This window comes from Luteitalea pratensis (assembly GCF_001618865.1).
Lineage (GTDB): Bacteria > Acidobacteriota > Vicinamibacteria > Vicinamibacterales > Vicinamibacteraceae > Luteitalea > Luteitalea pratensis.
Map to the genome: position 1 here is coordinate 5,435,056 of NZ_CP015136.1, position 19,444 is coordinate 5,454,499.

The window sequence follows — 19,444 nt, forward strand, 5'->3', positions numbered from 1 at the left end:
GCGTTAGGCATTAGGCATGAGGCATGAGGCATTCACAAGCCCTGTCCTACAATCACCGGATGCACGTCTGGCAACGGCCGTTTGCCCTCTTCCCCACCTTCGCGGCGCGTCCGTGGGGCGTCACGGACCTTTCGCCGTGGTTCCCGAACCCGACGCCCGACGTGAAAGTCGGCGAGGCGTGGTTCACGGCCGACGGCAACCTGACCAGCGCCGGTCCCGAGTTCGGTGAGCTCACCCGCCAGCATGGCGCCGAGATCCTGGGCCCCGGTCAGGGTGAGGAGTGCCCCCTGCTCGTGAAGTTCCTGTTCACGTCCGAGCGGCTGTCGGTGCAGGTGCATCCTGACGACGCGTACGCCGCGGAGCATCACGCGGGGTCGCGCGGCAAAACGGAGGCGTGGCACGTCATCGCGGCTGAACCCAATGCCACGATCGGCCTCGGGCTGTCGGCGCCGATCAGTCGCGAACAGGGCGAGGCGGCGGCGGTGTCGGGCGAAATCGAGCGCCTGGTCGACTGGCGTCCGGCCTGTGCGGGCGACACGTTCCTCGTGCCGGCCGGGACCGTGCACGCGATCGGGCCCGGTCTGACCCTGATCGAAGTGCAGGAACAGTCCGACATCACGTACCGGTTGTTCGACTATGGCCGGGGGCGCGAGCTGCACCTCGAACACGGGTTCGCGGTGGCCGACCTCGGGCCATATACGCTCGGCAACGACACGCGGCCGGCTGTCGAGGACGGGCGGACGATTCTCACCCACTGCCGGTTCTTCACGATCGAGTTCCGGAACGTGTGCGGTCAGATGCGTTTTGCGCCGCTCGCCGCGCATTTCCACCTGGTGGTGGTAATCAGGGGGCGGGGCACCATCGCCGGAGAGCCCCTCGTGCCTGGCGCGGTGTGGTGCGTGCCGGCCAAGGCCGACCCATTCGAGGTCGAGAGCGCTGACGGATGCGAGTTGTTGATCACCTATCCCTCGGTGACTCCCACGCCGAGTTTCTATCGAGCCCCAATCTGACGCACCCGGAGAGCCGGCCTGATCGACGCCCCGGGTGTGACGAGCACGAACGCGGAGGCAGCGCCTACGCCGACGGCGCGGCCCCCGCGAACGGCTTCTGACCGGCGAGGAAGCGATCGAGGCGTGCGACGACGTCGGTGAGGTAGGCCTTGTCGCCTCCCTTGATCTCGGTCGTCATGTAGCCGTTGTAGCCGATGTCGTTCAGCGCCTTGCGCACTTCCGGCCAGTCGATGTTGCCCTCGCCGATGTGCACGAACTCGTAGGTGCCCTTCTTGTTGTCCTGCTTGAAGTCCTTCAGGTGGACCTTCTTGATGCGCGGACCGAGGGTGCGGATCCAGTCCTGCGGGTAAGCGTAGAACACGATGTTGCCGACATCGAAATACGCCTGGACCCACTTCGACTTGAAGCTGTCGACGTAGGTGTTCATCTCCAGAGGGCTGAGGAGGAACTTGTTCCAGACCTCCTCGATGCCGATGATGATGCCCTGTGTCTCGGCCTCGGGCAGGATGCGTTCGCGAATGACCTTGTGCGAGCGGTCCCACGCGTCCTTGTAACCGGTCTTGGCATCCACGACCGCGGGGACGAGCAGCACGGTGTCGGCCCCGAGCAGCTTCGCGTTCGCAATCGAGGTGAGCATCCCCTTGACGCTCTTGTCCACGACGGCCGGATCCGGCGACGAGAGCGGCGATCGCCAGTGCTCGCTGTTCATCACGGAATGGATGGGCAGCTTCGCGGACTGCGCCGCCTTGGCGATCGTCTCGGCGTCGGCCGGACTCTCGATCGTGTTCACTTCCATGCCCTCGAACCCGACTTCGCGCGCCAGGGCGAACCGCTCCGGGTAGGGCAGGTCCTTCGGCAACATGCCGATCAGCACCGCCTTCTTCGGGGAACCGCCGGGGGCCGCGGCCGCGAGGGGCGCCGCGGCGGCGCCGGGGGTCGGAACGAACGCCGAGGAGGCCGCGGCAGCCGCCGAGACCACGCCGGCTTGCTTCAGGAACGAACGGCGGGAGGAGAGAGTGCCCATATGGCCGCGATGATGTGCCTCGCGCCACACGAATGCAACTGCGCGCAGGCAGGTCCCTAGGCCAGGAACCGGCCGTAGGCGTCGTCGCCCGTCTCTTCCGTCGACCGGTAGCCCAGCGCCTCGCGGAATCCGTCGAACGCCCCGTCGTCGTCGACCGGCACCTCGAACCCCGCGAGCACCCGCCCGATGTCGGCGCCGTGATTGCGGTAATGGAAGAGGCTGATGTTCCAGCGGCCGCCGAGCGTGTCGAGAAACTGCAGTAGCGCCCCTGGCCGCTCGGGGAACTCGAAGCGGCAGACGCGTTCACGGGCGACGTCACGCGAGCGTCCCCCGACCATGTACCGCACGTGCAGTTTCGCGAGTTCACTCTGCGTCAGGTCCGTCACCTGGTAGCCGCCCTCACGCAGGCGGACCAGCACGTCATCGGCATCGACGCGCGAGCGGGTGGCCACGCCGACGAAGATGTGCGCTTCGGCACGCGTGCTCAGCCGGTAGTTGAACTCGGTGATCACGCGCGGGCCGAGGATGGTGCAGAACTGCCGGAAGGCGCCCTTTCGCTCCGGGATGGTGACCGCGAAGAGGGCTTCCCGCTGCTCGCCGAGTTCGGCCCGCTCGGCGACGAAACGCAGCCGATCGAAGTTCATGTTCGCGCCGCTCAGGACCGCCACCAGCGGTTGCCGCGGCGGCTCGGGCTGCATCGCCACCCACGCCTTCAGCCCGGCGACCGACAACGCGCCAGCCGGCTCCATGATCGTCCGGGTATCGTCGAAGACGTCCTTGATCGCGGCGCAGATGGCGTCGTTGTCGACGACGACCATGTCATCCACCGTCTCGCGGGCGATGGCGAAGGTGTGGACGCCCACCTGCCGCACGGCGACGCCGTCGGCAAACAGGCCGACGCGTTCGAGCACCACGCGCTCGCCGGCCCGCAGCGAGCGCGCCATCGCATCGGCATCGACGGGCTCGACACCGATGATCCGCACTGCCGGCAGCATCGCCTTCACGTAGGCGGCAATGCCGGTCAACAACCCGCCGCCGCCGACGGGCACGAAGATGGCGCCAAGGTCGCCCGGACGCTGCCGCACGATCTCGTCGCCAACGGTCCCCTGCCCGGCAATCACCAGCGGATCGTCGAACGGATGGATGAACGTCGCCCCGGTCCGATCCGCTTCCTCGCAGGCAAACGCATACGCGTCGGCGTACGTGTCGCCGGCCAGTTCCACGTCGGCGCCGCGGCTGCGCACCGCATCGACCTTGATGTCCGGCGTCGTCTGCGGCATCACGATGCGCGCGCGAATGCCGAGGTGCTGCGCGGACATCGCGACGCCCTGGGCGTGGTTGCCGGCGCTGGCCGCGATCACCCCGCGGCTGCGTTCCGCCTCCGACAGGCGGGCCATGCGGTTGTAGGCACCGCGAATCTTGAAGCTGAAGACCGGCTGGAGGTCTTCGCGCTTCAGGTACACCGGGACGCCGAGCCGGCCCGACAGCCGCGGCGCGGGGTCGAGCGGGGTCTCGCGCGCGACGTCGTAGACGCGGCTGGTCAGGATCTCGCGAACGAGGGGATCGAACGACACTGGGGGACTATAGCGGGAATCGGGTACCGGGTACCGGGTACCGGGTGCCGGGTGCCGGGTACGGAGACGACGGTGCGAGATCAGGAATCGAGAATCGGGATCCTCGATTGGATTCAGGCTGTCCCAGGCCTACCTCGCGGCGTGGTGTCGAGCGAGCTCGACGCCTGCCTCGGGTGTAGGAGTCCGCGCTCGTTCGCATGCACACCGTAAGGGCGCGAGATCGTTCGACATTCTTGGCATTCGCGGCATTCCGGGATTGCCGGGCTCTTACCAGCCCCGGGCTGTCCCTTGGGCGCCGAAGCCTTGGCAGAGGCGGCCAGCCCGGCGTTTCGTCGCGGGTTCTGTCAGCGGCATACTCCGGAGTGCGTTGCCCGTTCAATCCAGCAGGAGGGCGTGCAGTGAATCCACCGTCGTGACGACGGCGTCGGGCTCGGCGTCACGCAGTTGCGTCTCCGAGTGCACGCCCCAGGTCACCGCGCAGGTGCGCAGGCCGGCAGCACGGCCCGCCGCGATGTCGGTGACGGCGTCGCCGATCATCCAGGCGCCAGGGCGGCCGACGCCTGCCAGCGCATGGGTGATGACGTCGGGCGCGGGCTTGTGTGGAAAGCCGTCCGTGCCCTGGACGTGGTCGAGGCGACCCTCGAGGCCGAGACGCCCGAGGACGGTGCACGCCATCCATGTCGTCTTCGTGGTGGCGACCGCCAGGGCATGGCCGCGCAGGCGCAGCGCGTCGAGCAGGTCGACGATGCCGGGGTACGGGCGCGTGCGTTCGGCGCAGCGCTCGGCGTAGTCGCGACGGTACTCGGCGATCAGCGCGTCGATCGTCTCGGCAGGGACCCAGGGCGCATACATGTCGCGCAGCGGCTTGCCGATCATCTGCCGGACCACGCCCGCCTCGGGTGGCTCGCAGCCGGCGACATGGAAACTGCGACGGAAAGCGGCGCTGATGTCGTCGAACGAATCGACAAGCGTGCCATCCAGGTCGAACACGATCGCACTCACTGCATGATTCTACGGGAGTCGGGAGTCGGGAGTCGGGAGTCGGGGGATGGAACCCGCGATGGGGATTCGGCGACGGCCGATGGACCACGGCGGATAGAATTTGCGGCCATGAAGCCACCGACCGTTTTTCTGGGCGAGATGACCAACACCGAGCTCGAGCAGTTCCTCGAGGCGCACCACACGGTGATCATCCCTGTCGGCGCCACCGAGCAGCACGGGCCGCACTCGCCACTGGCCACCGACGTGATCATCCCCAACGAGGTGGCGCGGCGCGTCGCGCCGCTGGTAGGCGCGGTGGTCGCGCCGCCGCTGCCGTACACGCTGTCCTATCCGCACGTCGGTTTCACCGGTGTCGTGCACCTGCGCATTCCGACCTTCATGGCGGTCATCGAAGACCTCTGCGTGAGCTTTGCCACGATGGGCATGAAGCGCATCGTCTTCCTGAACGGGCACTACGACAACACGTATGCGATCGCCTACGCCTGCGCGATGGCCGCCGAGAAGATCGGCAAGGACGTCAAGGCTTTTCCGGTGAACTACTGGGACGGGATGCCGCCCGAGACCGCCGCGCAGTGGGCGAGCCTGAAGAAGGGCCTGCACGCACATACCGCGGAGGTCTCGGCAATCATGGCCATCAACCCGGACCTGGTGGATCCCGAGAAGTTGAACGTGGAGTTCCCGAACTTCCCCGAGTACACCGTCGCCAACATCGGTGCCGTCCACACGGCGTACTTCTTCACGTCACCCGGCTCGGTGTACTGGGCGACCAGGTCGGGGACGTGGGGCGAGGCGCGCGACAGCACGCCCGAGAAAGGCGAGGAGTACCTGCGAGTCTCCGTGCAGTCGACCCTCGACCTGCTCGAGAACATCGAGAACACGTTCAAGGCAATGCCGGTCCGCGATTAGCGACTTCGCGGCCATTGTCGCGGACCGGCAGCGCCAATGCTGGAATGCCGGAATGCTGGGAATGTCGAAATCACGGTCGTGTGAGGCGTCGTGACCAGGTCCTGATTGGGTTCGACATTTCAGCATTGCGGCATTGCGGCATTGCGCGCGTAGTCGGCCTGAGCAGAACGACAAAAGGCCGCTCGAATGTCGAGCGGCCTTCGTCGTTCACGAGAGCGAAAGGCGACTACGCTTCCCAGGGCAGCCCGGGACGACCGAAGTGTCCGTAGTTCGTGGTCTGCCGGTAGATGGGACGCAGCAGGTTCAGCGTCTTGATGATCCCTGCGGGGCGCATGTCGAAGGTCTTGCGGACGAAAACCTCGGCGGCCTTGTTGTCGCCGGTGCCGAACGTCTCGACGAGCAGCGAGGTCGGTTCCGCCACGCCGATGGCGTACGAGAACTGCACCTCGCAACGCGCGGCCAGGCGGGCCTTCACCACTTCGCGGGCGACGTAGCGGCCGAAGTACGCGGCGCTGCGGTCGACCTTGGACGGATCCTTGCCCGAGAATGCGCCGCCACCGTGGCGCGCAGCACCGCCATACGAGTCGACGATGATCTTGCGGCCGGTGACGCCGGCGTCGGCCGACGGCCCGCCGTGCGAGAAGCTACCGGAGGGGTTCACGAGGAAGAGGTCCTTCGCGGGCGTCCAGTCGCCGAGGACGCGCGGTGCGAGTTCCTCGATGACGTAGGCCTTGATGTCGTCCTGCTTCGCCTCGGCCACGTGCTGCGTCGAGACGACGACGCGCTCGATGGCGACCGGCGTGCCGTTCTCGTAACGGACCGAGACCTGGCTCTTGCTGTCGGGACGAATCCAGCGGTAGGCCCCGCCCTTCTTGCGATCTTCGGCAAGGCCCCGCGTCAGGCGGTGGGCCAGCAGGATCGGCAGCGGCATCAGTTCGGGGCTCTCGTTGCTGGCATAGCCGAACATCAGGCCCTGGTCACCCGCGCCCTGCTCTTCGGCGGCCCTATCGACGACGCTCGAGTTGATCTCCTTGGACTGCGCGGTGATCTTGAGAATCACCTGCACGCCGTCGGCGTTGAAGACCTCGTCGGCCCAGTCGTAGCCGATCTCGCGGATCGCCTGCCGGGCAATCTGCTCGTAGTCGACGTCCTTCGCGCCGGTCGTCACCTCGCCGGCGAGGACCACGAGGTCCTCCTTCACGAGGGTTTCCACCGCGACCTTGGAGGTCGGGTCTTGCGAGAGGCAGGCGTCGAGCGCGGAATCGGAGATGAAATCAGCCACCTTGTCCGGGTGGCCCTCCGACACGGACTCCGACGTGAGAACGAAACAGGACATGCGGGACTAATCCTTCGGGTAATGCTCGTGCGTTGAGGCCGGAGCTTCGTCGTGCCAGCCGTTCACGTGACGGGCGCGTCAGCTCACGCGGCGAAGTACGCCTTCGGAACTGACGGTGGCCAGGATCTCGTCCCGGCGGCCGCGCGCCTCGGTCAGGTCGTCGGTCTTGAGCGAATGACGAATCCGCTCCTGACGCCAACCATCAATGATAACCGTGTAGGCAATCCACCAGAAACGGCCATTGCGCCAGAGGTGGTGATTTTCGCCCAGACGCTGGAAGCGCCGATCGTGCGGCGACAGGGCCACCTGCAGCGACGGACGGCGCAGCGCAGGGACCGAGGGGGACTCTGTGGGGGAAGCTGTGTGAATCACGGTGTCTTCTCCTGAGTAACCAAGTGAAGACACCCGGAGGCTGCGGGGTGACCGCACGGACACTTTGATTGTTCGTCTCGAACCGCATCGCCACGATCGGCCTGGTGGCCGACCGGGCTGGCACCTTGGGATGTCCGCCCCAGGTTGCCGGGCCCGCACCTTGCGAGCCGCTCCGGATGTCGTGAAACACGATAGCATCACATGTGGAGATACACAAGCGTGGATTCAACGAATGATTCCATAACGGTCGGCGTGCGGTGCCTCGGCGACCGCGACATTCCCCGCTACCAGACACCCGGGGCGGCCGCCTTCGACCTCGCCGCCGCGGCCGACCTCGTCGTCGCCCCAGGGCAGCTCGCACTCGTCCCTACCGGACTCGTGTTCGCAGTCCCGGACGGCCATTTCCTCGCCATCGTCGCGCGCAGCAGCCTGCCCAGGCGGGGCTTGATTGTTGCCAACGGACTGGGGGTGCTCGACAGCGACTATCGCGGGCCAGCGGACGAGGCGCGGGTCCTGGTGCTGAACTACACCGACGCGCCCGTCTCCATCACCAGGGGCGACCGCATCGCGCAGGCATTCGTCCTGAAAGTGCCGAGGGTCGCCTTTGTGCCGCTCGCCCACGACGACGGCCAGGGCTCGCGGGGCGGATTCGGCTCCACGGGCACGTGAACAAGGGAACAGGGACAACGAACAAGTCACAAGGGCAAACCAAAGAGACGAGGATCAAGGAAGTACCTTGTGACTTCTTCGTTCTCCCTTGTCACTTGTTCAGATTCCGGTACTGGCTCTCGTGGCGGCGGGTTCCGGCAGGTCGATGGGTTCGCTGACGTGACCGTGACTGCGCGAGGTGCTCGGACGGCGGAAGAGGCGGAAAGCAAAGTCACGCATGCCGGCCATGATGTCGTAGAGGGTCGGAATCACGAGCAGCGTCAGCAGCGTCGACGTGATCACCCCGCCGATGACGGCGCGCCCGAGCGGCGCGCGGAAATCCGCGCCCTCGCCGTGGCCAATCGCCACAGGCATCATCCCCGCGACCAGCGCGAAACTGGTCATCAGGATCGGCCGCAACCGCACCCGGCCCGCCTCGACCAGCGCCTCGCGGCGTTCCATCCCCTGCTCCATCGACCACTTCGCGAAGTCCACCAGCAGGATCGCGTTCTTGGCCACGATGCCCATGAGGAGGATCACGCCGATCATGCTCATCAGGTTGATCGTGGTGTTGGTGACCAGCAGCGCGAGCATCACGCCGATCAACGAGAGCGGCAGCGAGATCATGATCGCCAGCGGGTCGAGGAACGAGCCGAACTGCAGCACTAGCACGAAGTACATCAACAGCACCGCCAACCCGAGCGCCGCGAAGATGCCGCCGAACACCTCGGCCTGGTCCGCCGACTCACCGCCCGTAGACAACTGGTACCCCGCCGGCAACGATACGTTTGCCGCCACGCGCGGCATGATGTCGGCAAGCACCTCGTTGAGGGAGCGCACCTCGGTATTGGCTTCGATCTTGATGACGCGATCGCGATTCAGATGGTCGATGCGCGCCGGACCGATACTGTTCTCGAGACGCGCCACCTGGCCGAGCGGAATCAGCACCGGCCCGTGCGGCCCCTGCACCGAAATCGGCAACTGCGACAGGTCCTTGGCGCGGGTGCGAGCCTCGGGCGCCAGGCGCACGTACACGTCGCGCGTCTCGCCCTGCGGATCGATCCAGTCGCCGGTGTCGATCCCGGCAAACGCCGGGCGCAGCGCCTGCGCCACCTGGCCGACGGTGACGCCGAGCGACCCGGCGAGGCCACGGTCCATCACCACGTCGATCTCGGGCTTGCGGCCCTTGGTCGACAAGCCGACGTCCACCGCCCCGGGCACCTTGCGTACCTCGTCGCGGATCTTCTCGGCCAGGACCGACAGGTCGTCGGACTTGCTGGGTCCGGTCAACTGCAGCTGGATCTGCTTGATGTTGCCGAAGAAGTTGGTGTTGATCCAGGCCTCGACGCCGCCGAGGTTCAACAGCCTGGCGCGCAGGTCCGCCGCCACCTCCTCCTGACGGCGCGTGCGCTCGGCACGCGGCTTCAGCCGCACGTAGACCGTGCCTTCGTCGACCGATTCGGTCTGGCCACCAATGCTGGTGTAGGTGTAGGCGATCTCGGGCAAGGCCCGCGCGATCGTCGAGACTTCCTGCGTCTTGAGCTTCGTGTACGCGATGTTGGACCCCGGCGGCGTCGTGACGACGACGCTGAACTCCGAGTTGTCCATGATCGGCATGAAGCCGCCGCCGATGAACCCCATGGCCGGCAGGGCGATCGCCCCGACGAACGAGCCGACGGTCAGCAGCACCATCGCGAACCGGTGACGGAGCGCCCAGCTGATCACCGCCTTGTACCGGTCGGCCTGCCGATCGAACCAGCGATTGAAGTGGTCCAGGCCGCGGGAGATGAAGCTGCGCTGCTCGATCGGAATGTGCGGGTCGGGCCAGTAGGCCGAGAGCATCGGGTCGAGCGAGAACGACACGAAGAGCGAGACCAGGACCGAGGAGGCGATAGTCAGCGCGAACGGCGCGAACCACTGCTGCGCCAGCCCGCCCATATAGCCGATCGGAACGAACACGACAACGATCGAGAACGTTGTCGCCGCGACAGCCAGCCCGATTTCCGCTGTGCCCTCGCGAGCCGCCGTGTAGTGGTCCTTGCCCATCTCGACGTGCCGGACGATGTTCTCGCGTACCACGATCGCGTCGTCGATCAGGATGCCGATGGCCAACGACAGGCCGAGCAGCGACATCGTCTCGAGCTTGAACCCGAACATCAGCACGGCGATGAACGAGGCGAGCACCGAGACGGGCAGCGCCAGGCCGGTAATGACGGTCGAGCGCCACGAGTTGAGGAACAGGAACACGGTGAAGACCGTGAGCACGGCACCCTCGATGAGCGCCGACTGGACGCTCTCGACCGATGCCTCGACACGTGAGCCTGCGTCGCGAATCAGCTTGAGTTCGACGCCGGGCGGCAAGGTCTTCTGGACCTCGCGAATCTTCTCGATGACCCCTGCACTGACGGTCGTCGTCGAGGAGTTGGTGGTCTTCTTGATCTCGATGCCGACGGCGTTGCTGCTGTTGTAGGCGGCACCGGTGCGGGGCTCCTCGGCGCCGTCGTAGACACGCGCCACGTCGGCCAGCCGCACGATCCCGCCAGCAGCCTGGCTGACGACGATCTGGCCGAACTCGTTGGGCGCCTGCAAGCGGCCGCGTAGGCGAATGGTGCGCTCGTTGATGCCGCCCTGGAGGCGACCGACCGGCACCGCGAGGTTCTGCGACTGCAGCGCGCCAACCACCTGGCCGACGCTGACGCCGGCAGTCTGCATCGCCGTCGGGTTGATCTCGACGGTGATCTCGCGCTCGATCGCGCCGACGACGAGCACTTCGGCGACGTCGCGGATGCCGCGCAGTTCGTTGGTGACCCCGGGATCGGCGATCTGCGTCAACTGCGCGCCGGTCAGGTTGTTGGACGTCAGCGCCAGCGTCACGATCGGGAAGTCATTGGGATCGAAACGCTTGAGGATCGGCTCCTCGATCTCCAGCGGCAGCTCGTTGCGGATCTCGGAGATCTTGTCGCGAATCTCCTGCACCGCCTCGGCCGGCTCCTTGCCGAACTCGAACTCGGCGATGATCACGCCGAAGCTGTCCAGCGACTGCGAGTCCATCTTCTTGAGCCCGCTGATGCTGGAGATGCCCTCTTCGATGGGGTCGATCAGGTCGCGCTCGACCTGGTCGGGTGACGCGCCGGGGAACGGCAGTGCGATCGACACCACGGGCGGCGCGATCTCGGGAAATTCGTCTACCTCGAGCTGGTACAGCGCGAAGGTCCCGAAGACCACGAGCGCCAGCATCGCGACGACGGTCACGATGGGGCGCTTGATGGCGAAATCGGAGATGAACACGTCAACTTCTCCTTACGTTCGACCGGGAACCGGACGCCGGGAACCGGGAACCGGGAACCGGACGCCGGCACACCGGGATTTACACCTGGCAGCCTGTGCCCGCGCGGATGGCCAGCAGGCGCCGCACCTCTGATATCGCTACGACTTCGGGGCGGGCTGCGTGCTGCTGCTCGCTGCCCCGGCCTTGGCCGCCTGCGCTCGATCGATGACCTTGACCTGCGTGCCCGGGGTCACGCCCTGCGCCACGCCGGTGAGGAGCACGTCCCCCTCGGCCAGGCCGTCGACGACCTCGACACGTTCGTTCTGGGCGTCGACCAGGCCGGTGCGCACCGACACCCGTTCGACCTTGCCGTCCTTAATACGCAGCACCGAAGGCTGCGTTGCGATGTCGCTGACCACGCTGCTCGGCAGGATCAGGCCCTTGCGCGCCTCCTGCGTGACGCGGCCGTCGGCAAAGAGGCCCGCCACGAGCCGCCCGCTCCGGTTGTCGACGGTCACCCAGATGAGGACCTGACGGGTGGTCGGATCCGCGGTCGGGCTGATGCGCTCGACCTTGCCGCTGAACGTCTGGTCGGGATACCCCCGCACCTCGAAGATTACCTCGGCCCCAACCCGCACCAGCGACAGCGATTCGGACGGCACGGAGGCCTCCAGCTGGATGCTCGACGGGTCCACGATCGTGTAGAGCTCGGTGCCAGGGGCGACCACGTCGCCGGCATTGACCGGCCGGGCGGCGACGATGCCCGAGATCGGGGCATGGACGGTGGCATCGCCAAGCGACTTGCGGGCATTGCTGAGGCGACTCCGGGCGCTCGCCACCTCTGACTCGAGGCGAACCACGTCGTTGCGCGCCGCCTCAACGGCGCGCTCCGCGACCGCACCGGCACTCACGAGCTTCTCGGCACGGGCCAGTTCACGCCGGGCGAGATCCAGGGCCTGCTCCTGCGAGCGCACCGACGATTCGGCCGAGCTCACGGCTTCGCCTGCCGTGCGCGCTTCGATGCGGGCCAGCAGTTGCCCGCGACGCACGGCCTGGCCCTGCTCCGCGGTCACCGTCAGCACCGCGCCGCCGACTTCTGCCCGGACGGTCGCCTGCGTCTTGGGCGCCAACGTCCCCGACACGACCGGACCGGTGATGATGTCGTCGACCGCGACGGTGACGGTGTTCTCCTTGCCGACATCCAGCACGGGCGGGGCCGCGGTGGTGGCGTCCTTTTCCTTGGCCGAGCCATTGCCCGCGCACGCGGCGGCAAGCGAGGCAACGAGTCCGACCGCCAGCCATCCCATGCGGCCGTGCCGCGCCTTCCGTGTCATCGCGTTGCTCACTGCCGTGCTCCCGTCTGCGTCGCGCCGCCGGCCGCGCCGGCGGCTGCTGTGGTGCCGGCCTGCGTCGCAGCGCCGGTATTTGGTTGCGCGTTCCCCGTGGCCACCGCGGTAGCCGTTGCCGCGCCGCCGCTGCCCGCGCCAATGGGCAGGTCCGGCAGGAGCGCCAGGCGCGAGCGCGTGACTTGCAGGTCGCGAGCCGCCTGCGCGCGTGTGGCTTCCGCACGCTCGAGCGCGAGGCGCGCGTCGTTCAGTTCGAGTTGTGTCGAGAGGCCCTCGCGGTAACGCACGTCGGCGATCTGGTACGCGCGCTGTGCCTCTTCGACAGTGCCCGATGTCGCCTCCCAGGCAGCTCGGGCGGCTTGCCATGTGGCATGCGCGCTGCGCTGATCGAACTCGGCGAGCTCGCGCACTTCCTGCAGCTGCTCGCGGCTCTCGTCGAGCGAGGCCTGGGCGATCGCGCGGTTGGCCTTGCGGCGTCCGCCATCGAGGATCGGCAGCGACACGGTGGCGCCGACGGTCCAGTCGCGGCGATTGAACGCCGGCAGCGGGTCGTACGCGTACGCGGTGAACGACGAGCCCAGGTTCACGTGCGGCTTGAAGTCGGCTCGCGTGACGTCCACCGCCGCCTCGTTGGCCTGCACGCCGGCCTCGGTCTGCTTCACGGCCGTGCGCTCCATGAGTTTCAGTCCCGCTTCCGCCTCGGCGAGGATGGCCGCCCAGCGCTGTGCGAGGACTCCGTTGGGCTCGGTCAGGTTGGCGGCGAGCTCGATCGGGTCTTCGGCCGGGATGTCCAGCAGTTGCTTGAGACGCAGGTACGACAGGTCGCGCTGGATCCGCGTGCGGATGACGCCGGCGCGCTGGTTGTCCCGCGACACGCGGGCGCGCAGCACCTCGAACTCGGCAATCTGGCCAACCTGGAACTGCAGCTCGATCTGCCGCAGTGTCTCGGACGCCTGCGTGAGAGTCGACTCGGTGATCGTCAGGAGGCGATCGCTGAGCGCCGCGTCGTAGTACGCAACCGCGACGTCGAGGTCCAGCTGGGCGCGCGTGGTCGTGACGCCGAAGGTTGCCGCATCACGGCCGGCGCGGGCCTGGCGCTCCTGCGCCCGCAGGCTGCCGCCGTCGTAGACGCGCTGCACGAACTGCAGGTTGGCCGTCCAGGTGTTGAGCTGCCCGAACGGCAGGTCGGTATCCCCGCCGCCTCCGAACGGGTTGCCGGGCGGGCACTGCAGGAAGCGCTCGATCTCGGCGACGCGCTCCTCGAGCGGCGCGTCCGGCTTCACGGTGAGGTCCGCGCACGGCGGAGCCGTCGAGTCGGTATCGAAGATGCCATCGAACTGCGTCTGCAACGTCCGCTGGTAACCGACCGCGGACCCGAGCTGCGGGAACAAGCCGCTGCGGGCCAGGTCGATCTGGCCGGACGCGCGGCGGACACCTGCCTCGGCCGCAGCGACCTGTTCGCTGCCGCCCTCGGCCACCTGCAAGGCATCGTCGAGCGTGAGTCGTCGCGCCGCGACGGGGCCGGGCACCGGCGGTGCCTGTGGTGGCGCCGGTGGTGGCGCCTGCGCGGCGGCTGCGACCGGCAACAGCGCCAGCACACCGGCGCACGCGCCCCAGCGCAGCGAAAGGGGAAGCAACGACTTATGCATGATGGCTCACGGCCTGGGAAGCAGAGACGGCGTCCGGTGCGCCGGGAGCACGCACGCCGATGGCGCGAAGGAAGAACGCCACGTATCGCTGCGGTGCCTCTTCGGCCGGGTAGGGGTAGCACTGCGGGTGAACCTCGCGCCCCATGGCATCGGCAAAGACGACCCCGCTGAGGACGCTGGAGGCCACCGCGACATCGACATCGGGCGCGCAGCGTCCGGCGTCTCGCAGCCGTTCGAGGTAGGCGCGCAGTGTCAATTCGATGGAGGTGCCGATGCGGTCGCCGATGCAGGCCATGTCCGGGTGCGACTGGGCGTCGGCCATCGCCGCCTTGATGAGACGGTTGTTCCGGAGCACGAACTCGAAGTGGCGGGTGGTCCAGTCGAGCAGCTCGGCGGCGGGGTCGACGGGGACCTGCGGCAGCATCGACTCATCCCGCAGGCGGGCCACCGAGCGGAGCACGGCCTCGAGGATCAAGCCCTCCTTGGAACCGAACTGCCGGAAGAGGGTGACCTCGTTGACGCCGGCCTCCTGGGCGATCCGCCGGGTGGTGGCCCCGCGGAATCCGGCGATGGCAAAGACCTTCACCGCAGCTTCGAGTAGTTGTTCGCGCACGTCCATGGTTGAGGGCGCCGGCAGAAGCGGCAAGGACGGTTGTACCTGATTATCACAATGAAAGCAAGTGCACACTTGCTACAGTCATGACGCCACCAAGATTGCTAGTTTATTCGACGGATGTCGACGCGTCTTGCGAGGAGCTCGTACTCTGCAGGTACAAGCTGGCGTTTCGCACCACGTATTCCGGCCCGCGGCGAAGATTCGGTGCAAGCGCTTACTTGCGGCGCGTTCGGTATGACGAAGGTTAGGAGCGCGAAGTTCCGCTAGCCTGTCCGGATGCTGCCCCGCGGCGTCAACCTGCCCTGGCGCCGCTATGGCGGGGATTTCGGCGCCAATGCCTGGTCCCCCGCCGGCGGCCTGTCCACGCGTGCGTGTGACGACCTCGAGCGCGCGCTCGACACGGCCGCGGCCGCAGGAGCGGAGGTCATCCGCTGGTTCGTCCTGACCGATGGGCGAGCCGGCATCACCTTCGATGCCAGTGGGTCGCCGGAGCGCCTGCAACCCGTCGTGCTGGACGACATGGGAACGGCGCTCGATCTGCTGGGCGCCCATGGCCTCCGGATGGTGCCGGTGCTGTTCGACTTCACCTGGGCCGACGCTCCCAGAGTCGTCAACGGCGTGTCGCTCGGCGGCCGGGCGCCGGTGCTGCGCGATGCCGTGGCACGGCATGCCCTGTGGTGCGCGGTCGACACGCTGATCGCCGCCTTCGGTCGCCACCCGGCCATCGCCATGTGGGACCTGTGGAACGAACCCGACTGGATGATCGCGCCGTGGCGACCGCCCTCACGCCGGTTCTCGCCGCGGCGCCTGCGACAGTACCTCGCGGAACTCGCGCTGCACGTGCGCTGGCACGCCACCCACCCCCTTACCGTGGGCCTCGCCAGCGCGCGCGGCCTGCCGCTCTGTCGCGACCTGTCGCTCGACGTGCTGCAGGTGCACTGGTACGACCATCTCGAACGTCGCGCGCCGCTGTCACCACGTGCCCGGGTCCCGTGGAGCGAGGCCCCACTCGTGCTCGGCGAGTTTCCCACCAGTGGCAGCGCCCGAGCCCCGGACGCGATCGCCGCGCTCGCCCGCGACGCCGGCTACGCGGCCGCATGGCCATGGTCGCTGCACGCCGACGATCGCAGCTCCAATCGCGACGCCTCGCTGCAGGCTCTCGCCGCGATCCGCGACGATTGGCACACGTAAGCATGAGCGCACGCCTGACGCATGTCAGTCATCGCTCACGTAATGCAAGACAGATACAGGCCCGCGTTTACGGCGCGGTACCTCCGTCCTGCATCGGCTCGCCGGCCCGAGCTGCCGTGTACGTACGGGATGTGATTTGTGGCGCCACTCTGAAGTAGACTGCGCGCATGCGTCGATTGCGTGTGCTGTGCCTCATGCACGATTACCTCGTGCCTCCCGAGGACGACAGCAAGTACGACATCTCCGTACCGTGGAAGACCGAGTTCGACGTCAAGAACACGCTCCAGGTGATGGGACATGAAGTGCGGGTCGTCGGCGTCGCCGACGACCTGGCGGTGATGCGCAACGCGACCAGGGAGTTCGCGCCGCACATCGTCTTCAACCTGATGGAGAACTTCACCGAGGTCGGCGTGTTCGACCAGAACATCGTCAGCTACCTCGAACTGCTGAAGGTGCCCTACACCGGCTGCAACCCGCGTGGCCTGATGCTGTCGCGCGACAAGGCCCTGTCCAAGCAACTGCTCTCCTACCACCGGATCCCGGTGCCGGATTTCACGGTGTTCCGGGTCGGTCGCCCGGTGCAGCGGCCCAAGCGGCTCACCTTCCCGCTGATCGTGAAATCGCTGACGCAGGAGGCCTCGATCGGCATCTCGCAGGCGTCCGTCGTCGAGACCGACGAGAAACTGCGCGAGCGGGTGCACTTCATCCACCGCAGCGTCGGCACCGATGCGATCGTCGAACGCTACATCCCGGGGCGCGAACTGTACGTCGGCATCGTCGGCAACCTCGTGCTCAAGGTCTTCCCCGTCTGGGAGCTCAACCTCGGCAACCTGCCGCGCGAGAACTGGCGTATCGCCACCGAGCGGGTGAAGTGGAGCGGCCCGTACCAGGAGAAGCACGAGATCATGAGCGGCCCGGCGCAAGGGCTCGAGGAAAGCGTCGCGGAGCGGATCCAGCGGCTCTGCAAGCGGGTCTACCGCACGCTCGATCTGAGCGGCTATGCACGCATCGACCTGCGCCTGACCGATGACGGCCGTGTCTACGTGCTCGAAGCCAACGCGAATCCGCAGATCGCGTATGGCGAGGACTTCGCCGAGTCGGCCGAAGCCGCTGGCCTCGCCTACGACCAGTTGCTGCAGCGGATCGTCAACTACGGCCTCGCCTGGCGGCCGGAACGACGCGGATAGGAACAGGAACACAGGAACTCAGGAGCACAGGAGCGGTCAGTGATCTTGCTCCGGAGCTGGCTCCATCGAGCGTCGATCTGAAGGTCGACGCCTGCGAGGCACAGCACCCCACCCTGGGCCGGGTGGACGCACGCCCCCGGTTTGAGACAGAGTAGCGGCGCATCGCATGCGCATTCCTCGCGTCGCCCTCTGGCTGTTCACCCTGTACCTGCTGGTGTACGTCGGCTTCATGACACTGGCAGCGTTCGCGCCGGGCGTGATGGCGGCGACGCCGGTGGCCGGCCTGCCGCTGTCGCTGCTCTACGGCCTGACGCTGATCGCGCTCGCCTTCATTCTCGCCGCGCTCTACCTGCGCCTGGCCCGCTGAATCGCTCATGGTCTACGTCACCTCGCCGCTTGCCGTCGGCGTGTTCGTCAGCTTCGTGCTCTTCGTGCTCGTCCTCAGCTGGTGGCTCGGGCGCAGCGCCAGGTCGTCGAGCGGCTACTACGCGGCGCACGGCCAGATCCCCTGGTTCGTGAACGGCATCGCGTTTGCCGGTGATTACCTGTCAGCCGCGTCGTTCCTCGGCATCTGCGGCATGATCGCCTTCTACGGCTACGACGGGTTCCTCTACTCCATCGGGTACCTGGCCGGCTGGATCGTCGCCCTCTTCGTGGTCGCCGAACCACTCAAGCAGATGGGCAAGTTCACGTTTGCCGATGCGCTCGATGCGCGATTCCATTCGCGCGGGATCAAGCTCGCAGCCGCGATCAGCACCCTCGTCGTGAGCCTCTTCTACCTGATTCCCCAGATGGTCGGCGCCGGCGTGCTGATCAAGCCGCTGCTCGGCTTCTCGCATGCCGCCGGCGTGCTCATCGTCGGCATCGTCGTGACCATCATCGTCGTGACGGCTGGCATGGTCTCGACCACGTGGGTGCAGTTCATCAAGGGCGCGCTGCTGGTGGGTTTCTGCATCGTGCTCACCGCGATGATCCTGCGGCGCGGCTTCGAGGTACCTGCGGGCCTGCCGGTCACGCCCGTCCCTGCCGATGTCGTGCAGCAGCAGGGACGGGTCATCATGGATCCGGACTGGCCGTCCGACGCCTGGTTGCAGGTCCAGGTACCGGGTGGAACCGTCCGCACGTATCGACGCCTGGCCGACGGGCGCGTGCGCCTCACGCAGGTCGTCACCACCGGCAAGGGCACGACCCTCGTGGACGGATTGCCGCAAGGCCTGGCCACGGGCCAACACGACCTGGCGCCGGTGGGCGCCGTGACGGCCCTTCCCGGTGGCGCGACCGCCACCGGTCCCCTCGGTCCCCTGGCTTTCCTGCGCACCTTCAACCAGGCCACGATCGAGACGTGGACGTCCGAGCGCCGCGTGCTCGGGGCTGGCGGCGTCGCCACGGTCTACACCCCACGCGAGCAGGCAGGCGGCGACCTCCTGCAGCCGGGCGCGAGCCCGACCTTCAAGGGCGTCCGTGGCACGACGCTGTTCGACAAGCTCGACTTCCTGTCGTTGATGCTCGCCCTGTTTGCAGGCACGGCGTCGTTGCCGCACATCCTGATCCGCTATTACACGGTCAAGGACGTCATGGCGGTGCGCAAGAGCACGGTGACCGGCATCGGCGCGATCGGGCTCTTCTACGTCCTCACGCTCTACCTCGGGCTCGGCGCCATGACCAGCGGGGCGCTCGACGTGACCAACACGAACATGGCGGCGCCGCTGCTCGCCCGCAGCTTCAGCGAGCCGCTGTTCGCGGTCATCTCCGCCATCGCCTTCACGACCGTGCTCGGCACGGTGAGCGGCCTGATCCTCGCCGCGAGCGGCGCGGTCGTCCACGACCTGCTGACGCACGTGTGGGGCATGTCCTTGACCGACGATGCCAAGGTGCGCGCCGGCAAGTTGGTCGCCGTCGGCGTCGGGATCGTGGCGATGCTGCTCGGCATCGTGTTCGAGAAGCTGAACGTGTCGTTCCTCGTGGGCTGGGCGTTCAACGTGGCGGCCTCGGCGAACCTGCCGTCACTGGTCATGCTGCTGTTCTGGAAGCGCACGACCAAGGAGGGCATCGTCGCCGCCATCCTCGTCGGCATGGCCAGTTCGCTCGCGTGGATTCTCTGCAGCGCGCAGGCGTTCAAGGACGTCTACGGGTGGCCACCCGAAGCGGCGCCAGTGCCATTCAGCCAGCCCGGAATCGTCACCATTCCGCTCGGTTTCCTCGTGCTCGTGGCCGTCTCGCTGCTCACGCCACGACCGCTGCCGCCGCCGACCGGTCCGCGTCCCTAGACACGCTCCGCCTCGGCCAGCAACGCGCTCCATTTGACAGGCCAATGA

The 19,444-nt window shown here is 67.3% G+C and carries 16 protein-coding genes and 1 riboswitch; of the genes, 7 read left to right on the plus strand and 9 right to left on the minus strand.

The window, feature by feature from the left end:
• The first annotated feature begins 59 nt into the window (after positions 1 to 59).
• Positions 60 to 1,010, plus strand: a complete 951-nt coding sequence (locus LuPra_RS22865) for a type I phosphomannose isomerase catalytic subunit (protein WP_157899558.1) — start codon at positions 60 to 62, stop codon at positions 1,008 to 1,010.
• 64 nt (positions 1,011 to 1,074) lie between these two features.
• Here LuPra_RS22865 and LuPra_RS22870 read toward each other — a convergent pair whose 3' ends face one another.
• The 3 genes from LuPra_RS22870 to LuPra_RS32225 form a co-directional block, all read right to left on the minus strand.
• The gene (locus LuPra_RS22870; RefSeq protein ID WP_110172899.1) at positions 1,075 to 2,034 is read right to left on the minus strand and encodes a sugar phosphate isomerase/epimerase family protein; all 960 of its coding nucleotides are present in this window, start codon (positions 2,032 to 2,034) and stop codon (positions 1,075 to 1,077) included.
• Positions 2,035 to 2,090: 56 nt separating this feature from the next.
• Positions 2,091 to 3,608, minus strand: a complete 1,518-nt coding sequence (gene ilvA / locus LuPra_RS22875; RefSeq protein ID WP_110172900.1) for a threonine ammonia-lyase, biosynthetic — start codon at positions 3,606 to 3,608, stop codon at positions 2,091 to 2,093.
• A gap of 375 nt (positions 3,609 to 3,983) precedes the next feature.
• Positions 3,984 to 4,610 carry an HAD family hydrolase gene (locus LuPra_RS32225; RefSeq protein WP_157899559.1) on the minus strand — a complete coding sequence of 209 codons (627 nt, stop codon included), beginning with the start codon at positions 4,608 to 4,610 and terminating at the stop codon, positions 3,984 to 3,986.
• A gap of 108 nt (positions 4,611 to 4,718) precedes the next feature.
• On the opposite strand from LuPra_RS32225, the gene LuPra_RS32230 reads away from it, so the two are divergent.
• Positions 4,719 to 5,516: a creatininase family protein gene (locus LuPra_RS32230; protein WP_157899560.1), complete on the plus strand. Its 798-nt coding sequence runs from the start codon at positions 4,719 to 4,721 to the stop codon at positions 5,514 to 5,516.
• Positions 5,517 to 5,742: 226 nt separating this feature from the next.
• Here LuPra_RS32230 and metK read toward each other — a convergent pair whose 3' ends face one another.
• Entirely contained in the window at positions 5,743 to 6,852 is a 1,110-nt protein-coding gene (metK, locus tag LuPra_RS22885; RefSeq protein ID WP_110172902.1) for a methionine adenosyltransferase, read from the minus strand.
• Between the two features lie 78 nt (positions 6,853 to 6,930).
• The gene (locus tag LuPra_RS22890; RefSeq protein ID WP_234800514.1) at positions 6,931 to 7,224 is read right to left on the minus strand and encodes a hypothetical protein; all 294 of its coding nucleotides are present in this window, start codon (positions 7,222 to 7,224) and stop codon (positions 6,931 to 6,933) included.
• A gap of 54 nt (positions 7,225 to 7,278) precedes the next feature.
• Positions 7,279 to 7,409: riboswitch (SAM-I-IV-variant riboswitch) on the minus strand.
• 34 nt (positions 7,410 to 7,443) lie between these two features.
• On the opposite strand from LuPra_RS22890, the gene dut reads away from it, so the two are divergent.
• Positions 7,444 to 7,893 carry a dUTP diphosphatase gene (gene dut / locus LuPra_RS22895; protein WP_234800515.1) on the plus strand — a complete coding sequence of 150 codons (450 nt, stop codon included), beginning with the start codon at positions 7,444 to 7,446 and terminating at the stop codon, positions 7,891 to 7,893.
• A gap of 99 nt (positions 7,894 to 7,992) precedes the next feature.
• Here dut and LuPra_RS22900 read toward each other — a convergent pair whose 3' ends face one another.
• From LuPra_RS22900 to LuPra_RS22915, 4 genes are all read right to left on the minus strand, one after another.
• Positions 7,993 to 11,160 (minus strand): efflux RND transporter permease subunit, encoded by a 3,168-nt coding sequence (locus LuPra_RS22900; RefSeq protein WP_110172905.1) that lies wholly within the window; start codon positions 11,158 to 11,160, stop codon positions 7,993 to 7,995.
• Between the two features lie 138 nt (positions 11,161 to 11,298).
• On the minus strand, positions 11,299 to 12,486 hold the full coding sequence (locus LuPra_RS22905) for an efflux RND transporter periplasmic adaptor subunit (protein ID WP_110172906.1): 1,188 nt from the start codon (positions 12,484 to 12,486) through the stop codon (positions 11,299 to 11,301).
• On the minus strand, positions 12,483 to 14,135 hold the full coding sequence (locus tag LuPra_RS22910; protein WP_110172907.1) for a TolC family protein: 1,653 nt from the start codon (positions 14,133 to 14,135) through the stop codon (positions 12,483 to 12,485). The genes LuPra_RS22905 and LuPra_RS22910 overlap by 4 nt, the downstream gene beginning before the upstream one ends.
• Positions 14,128 to 14,754 carry a TetR/AcrR family transcriptional regulator gene (locus tag LuPra_RS22915; protein ID WP_110172908.1) on the minus strand — a complete coding sequence of 209 codons (627 nt, stop codon included), beginning with the start codon at positions 14,752 to 14,754 and terminating at the stop codon, positions 14,128 to 14,130. Before LuPra_RS22915 ends, LuPra_RS22910 begins: the two co-directional genes overlap by 8 nt.
• A gap of 273 nt (positions 14,755 to 15,027) precedes the next feature.
• On the opposite strand from LuPra_RS22915, the gene LuPra_RS22920 reads away from it, so the two are divergent.
• The 4 genes from LuPra_RS22920 (at position 15,028) to LuPra_RS22935 (ending at position 19,396) form a co-directional block, all read left to right on the plus strand.
• Positions 15,028 to 15,942 (plus strand): glycoside hydrolase 5 family protein, encoded by a 915-nt coding sequence (locus tag LuPra_RS22920; protein WP_110172909.1) that lies wholly within the window; start codon positions 15,028 to 15,030, stop codon positions 15,940 to 15,942.
• Positions 15,943 to 16,109: 167 nt separating this feature from the next.
• The gene (locus LuPra_RS22925; protein WP_110172910.1) at positions 16,110 to 17,129 is read left to right on the plus strand and encodes a D-alanine--D-alanine ligase family protein; all 1,020 of its coding nucleotides are present in this window, start codon (positions 16,110 to 16,112) and stop codon (positions 17,127 to 17,129) included.
• A 166-nt stretch (positions 17,130 to 17,295) separates the two neighbouring features.
• Positions 17,296 to 17,496 carry a DUF485 domain-containing protein gene (locus LuPra_RS22930; protein WP_110172911.1) on the plus strand — a complete coding sequence of 67 codons (201 nt, stop codon included), beginning with the start codon at positions 17,296 to 17,298 and terminating at the stop codon, positions 17,494 to 17,496.
• Positions 17,497 to 17,503: 7 nt separating this feature from the next.
• Positions 17,504 to 19,396, plus strand: a complete 1,893-nt coding sequence (locus LuPra_RS22935; RefSeq protein WP_110172912.1) for a sodium/solute symporter — start codon at positions 17,504 to 17,506, stop codon at positions 19,394 to 19,396.
• Positions 19,397 to 19,444 lie beyond the last annotated feature (48 nt).